Raw genomic sequence first — 4,723 nt, forward strand, 5'->3', positions numbered from 1 at the left:
GCTGCGGGCGCGGTCGCGCCGGTCGTCAGGGGCAGGGCGTCGAGCGGGGGGGCCGTGGTGGCCGCTGTCTGGCCGCCGCGGCTGCATCCGGCGGCGAGCAGGGCCGTGGCGGCGCAAGCCAGGGCCAGTTGGGAAGGGCCGCTAAGCTTCAGTCTGATCATGGTGTCGAAATTCCTGCACGGGCCATCACGTTCCGTCTCAACGCCCATCTGTGGCGGCCGGGACATGAACCGCAGCCGAACCCCACCGGCCGGGCAGGTTCATCCCGGGGTGCAAGACAGCTCGATTTCGACCTGTTAAGGCGCGGCGGATCCGGGGCGGACGTGTGGGGGGCGGCATGGGGCTTCTGCGGCGATCGCTTGCGCTCATCCCGGCCACGGTCCTGGCGGCGTCAACCCCGCTCGCCTCGCTCGCACAGGCCCCGTCGCCGCCGGCCGACATGCCCAAGGAGCCCGCCAAGTCCGACTCGATCTGGGCGCTGAACACACAGGCGACCGTCGTCGACCAGTCCGATTCCGGCGTGCCAGGCGACTTCCGCGGCGCCAACTCGCTGTCGCCCGCCAGCCAGAGTCGCGAGACGGTGGACCTCACCCTCTACGGCGGCCTGAACCCCTGGAAGGGGGCTGAGATCTGGATCAGCCCCGAGATCGACCAGGGCTTCGGCCTCAGCGACACGCTGGGGACCGCCGGCTTTCTGAGCGGGGAGGCCTACAAGGTCGGCCAGGCCACGCCCTACATCCGCCTGCAGCGGCTGTTCTTCCGCCAGACGCTGGACCTCGGCGGCGCCGCTGAGAAGACCGATGCGGACCTGTTCACCTTCGCCGGCGACCACACCCACGACCGGCTGGTTTTCACCGCGGGCAAGATCGGCGTGGGCGACGTGTTCGACACCAACGCCTATGCCCACGACCCTCGGGGCGACTTCCTCAACTGGTCGATCATCGACACCGGCACCTTCGACTACGCCGCCGACGCCTGGGGCTACAGCTACGGGTCGACACTGGAATGGTACGTCGGCGACTGGACCCTGCGGGGCGGCGGCTTCAGCATGTCAAAGGTCCCCAACGGCGAGAACCTGGAGAGCAACTTCAGCCAGTACGAGCTGGTGGGCGAGCTGGAGCGCCGCTACCGGCTGGCCGGCCGCGAGGGCAAGCTGCGCCTGACCGCGTTCGAGAACCGGGCCCGCTACGGCGATTTCGCCGACGCGCTCCGCGAGGGGGCGGCCACCGACAGCACGCCGGACCTCACCGTGGTGCGCCGTTACCGCGGCCATGCCGGCGCCAGCCTGGACTGGGAGCAGCCGGTGGGCGAAGACGCCGGCGTCTTCCTCCGCGCCGGCTACGCCGACGGCCACCAGCAGGCCTACGAGTTCACCGACATCGACCGCACGGCCGCGTTCGGCCTGTCGCTGCAGGGCAAGCGCTGGGGGCGCCCGGACGATACAGTTGGCGTGGCCGGCGTCGTCAACGACATCGCCCGAGATTTCCGGACCTACCTTGCCGCCGGAGGGCTGGGCATCCTGATCGGCGACGGCCAGCTGCCGCACTACCAGACCGAACGGATTCTTGAGACCTATTACAGCCTCAAGGCCACCGGCTTCGCCCATGTGAGCCTCGACTACCAGTACGTCCAGAACCCTGCCTACGACCGCGTGCGGGGCCCGGTCTCGGTGATCGGCGTGCGGCTGCACATCCAGGGCATGGCGCCTTGAACCCTCCCGTCCTCGCCAGCAAGCGGCTGGTCCTGCGCGCCCACGCCCACGACGACCTGCCCGATTTCGCCGCCATGTGGGCCGACCCGCAGGTGGTGCGCCACATCGGTGGGCGGCCGTTCACGGCCGAGGAGGTCTGGACGCGGCTGCTGCGCGCGGCGGGCATGTGGGTCCTGCTGGGCTACGGATACTGGGTAGTGCGCGAGCGCGATGGCGGGGCGTTCGTGGGCGAACTCGGCTTCGCCGACTTCAGGCGTGAGCTGGACCCTCCTTTCGGCGACGCGCCCGAGGCCGGCTGGGCTCTGGCCAGCGCCATGCACGGCCGAGGCTATGCGGGCGAGGCGCTGGCCGCCGCGCACGCCTGGGCCGATGCGGCGCTCCGCCGGCGCACCGTGTGCATGATCACGCCCGCCAACCTCGCCTCCATCGCGGTGGCGCGGCGATGCGGCTATCGGCCCTACGCTGAAACGCTCTACAAGGGTGCGGCCACCACCCTGTTCGAGCGGCCTGCGCCTGCGTAAGGCCGCTGGCCTGAGGGGAGGAGGTTTTCTATATCAGGCGAGCTTCGCCGTTCCGGAATCGCCTGATGCCCGCCCCGCACACGACTGGCACATCCCTCAACGACATTCGCCGCGCCTACCTGGACTACTTCGCGGCCGAGGGGCACGCGGTGGTCCCGTCCGCGCCTCTGGTTCCGCAGAACGATCCCAGCCTGCTCTTCGTCAATGCCGGCATGGCGCCGTTCAAGAACGTCTTTACCGGCGCCGAACAGCGCCCGGCCTCGCGGGCGACCTCCTCGCAAAAATGCGTGCGCGCAGGCGGCAAGCACAACGACTTGGACAACGTCGGCTATACGGCGCGCCACCACACCTTCTTCGAGATGCTCGGCAACTTCTCCTTCGGCGACTACTTCAAGGAGGAGGCGATCTCGCTGGCCTGGAAGCTGGTGACGGGCGAGTTCGGCCTCCCTGCGGACAAGCTGCTGGTCACCGTCTACGCCGAGGACGACGAGGCGCACGGCCTGTGGCGCAAGATCGCCGGCCTGTCCGACGACAGGATCATCCGCATTCCCACCTCCGACAATTTCTGGTCCATGGGCGACACGGGGCCGTGCGGCCCCTGCTCGGAAATTTTCTACGATCACGGCGAGATGATCCCCGGCGGCCCGCCCGGCTCGGTAGACGAGGACGGCGACCGTTTCATCGAGATTTGGAACCTGGTCTTCATGCAGTACGAGCAGTTCGCGGGCGACCGCGGGCGCGAGGCCCTGCCCAGGCCCTCCATCGACACCGGCATGGGGCTGGAGCGGATCGCCGCCGTGCTCCAGGGCGTGCACGACAACTACGATGTCGACCTGTTCCACGCTCTCATCGCGGCTTCTGTCGAGCTGACCTGCGTTGCAGCCGAAGGCGAAGCCAAGTTCTCCCACCGCGTGATCGCCGACCATCTCCGGGCCTCATCCTTCCTGGTGGCGGACGGCGTGTCGCCTTCCAACGAAGGCCGCGGCTATGTGCTGCGCCGGATCATGCGGCGCGCCATGCGCCACGCTCACCTGCTGGGCGCCGTCCAGCCGCTGATGTGGCGGCTGGTCCCGGCCCTGGTGGAGCAGATGGGGCGGGCCTATCCGGAACTGGTCCGCGCCACGCCCCTGATCACCGAGACCCTGCGCCAGGAGGAGGAGCGGTTCCGCACCACGCTCGGCCGCGGCATGGGGCTGCTCGAGGAGGCGACGAGCGGGCTGGGGAGCGGCGGCATGCTCTCCGGCGAGACGGCGTTCAAGCTCTACGACACCTACGGCTTCCCGCTCGACCTGACCCAGGACGCGGTGCGGGCGCGGGGGATCACTGTGGACCTGGAGGGCTTCGACGCCGCCATGGACCGGCAGAAGGCCATGGCGCGCGAGGCCTGGTCCGGCTCTGGCGACCGGGCGCAGACCGCGGAATGGTTCAAGCTCCGCGACCGCCTCGGCCCCACAGACTTCTGTGGGTATGAGCAGGACTACAGTCAGTGGGATTTGAGCTGCCAAGTCGTAGCCATCGTACGCGAAGCCGATGAGCTCGACTTCGTGACGGCACATGGCGAGGACGGCGTCACAGTCGAAGTGCTGTTTGACCGAACACCCTTCTATGCTGAGAGCGGCGGCCAAGCGTCTGACATCGGCACGATCTCCTGGCCGGGCGGACGGGGGATACTGGTTGGGCTACACAAGCAGGCCGGCGACCTGTTCGTCCACACGATCCACATCGCTTCGGGCACATTGGCCGTCGGCGATGGGGTTCAGCTGACAGTCGATCGAGACGCCCGCACCCGCACGCGCGCCAACCATTCCTCGGCCCACCTGGTGCACGCGGCGCTGAAGAACGTGCTGGGCGGTCATGTGGCGCAGAAGGGCCAGCTGGTGGATGCCGAGCGCATGCGCTTCGACTTCAGCCACGGCCAGCCGCTCACGCCTGAGCAGCTCTACCGGGTGGAGGCGGAGGTGAACGCCGTCATCCGCCAGAACCTGCCCGCCCGGACCGAAAGCATGGCCCCCGCCGCCGCCATAGAGGCGGGGGCCGTCGCCCTGTTCGGCGAGAAATACGGCGAGGAGGTGCGGGTGCTGACGCTCGGCCGGTCGCTCGAGGGCGACGGCGCCTATTCGGTGGAGCTGTGCGGCGGCACCCACGTGGCGCGCACCGGCGACATCGCCTTGTTCAAGATCATCGCAGAGACCGGCATCGCGTCGGGTGTGCGCCGGGTGGAGGCCCTGACCGGCGAGGCGGCGCGTCGCCACCTGCTCGACCGGGCTTACGTCGCGGAGAGCTTGGCTGCGCAGTTCAAGGTCCCGCCGTCGGAGGTGATCGCCCGGGTCGAGGCGCTCACGGCCGACCGCAAGCGGCTAGAGCGCGAACTGGCCGACGCCCGGCGCAAGCTGGCCCTGTCCGGCGGTGCGGGTGGGGCGGCCTGGGAGGTCGAGGAGATCGGGGGCGTGAGGTTCATCGGGCGGGTGCTTGAGGGCGTCGACGGCCGGGG

The 4,723-nt window shown here is 69.3% G+C and carries 3 protein-coding genes; all 3 read left to right on the forward strand.

What is annotated here, in order from left to right; genetic code table 11:
• Positions 1-337 precede the first annotated feature (337 nt).
• On the forward strand, positions 338-1,711 hold the full coding sequence (locus HUV06_RS14705) for a carbohydrate porin (RefSeq protein WP_174301999.1): 1,374 nt from the start codon (positions 338-340) through the stop codon (positions 1,709-1,711).
• Positions 1,708-2,232: a GNAT family N-acetyltransferase gene (locus HUV06_RS14710; protein ID WP_174302000.1), complete on the forward strand. Its 525-nt coding sequence runs from the start codon at positions 1,708-1,710 to the stop codon at positions 2,230-2,232. Before HUV06_RS14705 ends, HUV06_RS14710 begins: the two co-directional genes overlap by 4 nt.
• A gap of 65 nt (positions 2,233-2,297) precedes the next feature.
• A partial coding sequence (alaS, locus tag HUV06_RS14715; RefSeq protein ID WP_174302001.1) for an alanine--tRNA ligase occupies positions 2,298-4,723 on the forward strand: 2,426 nt, incomplete at its 3' end.

The organism is Caulobacter sp. S45, assembly GCF_903642205.1.
Taxonomy (GTDB): domain Bacteria; phylum Pseudomonadota; class Alphaproteobacteria; order Caulobacterales; family Caulobacteraceae; genus CAHJWH01.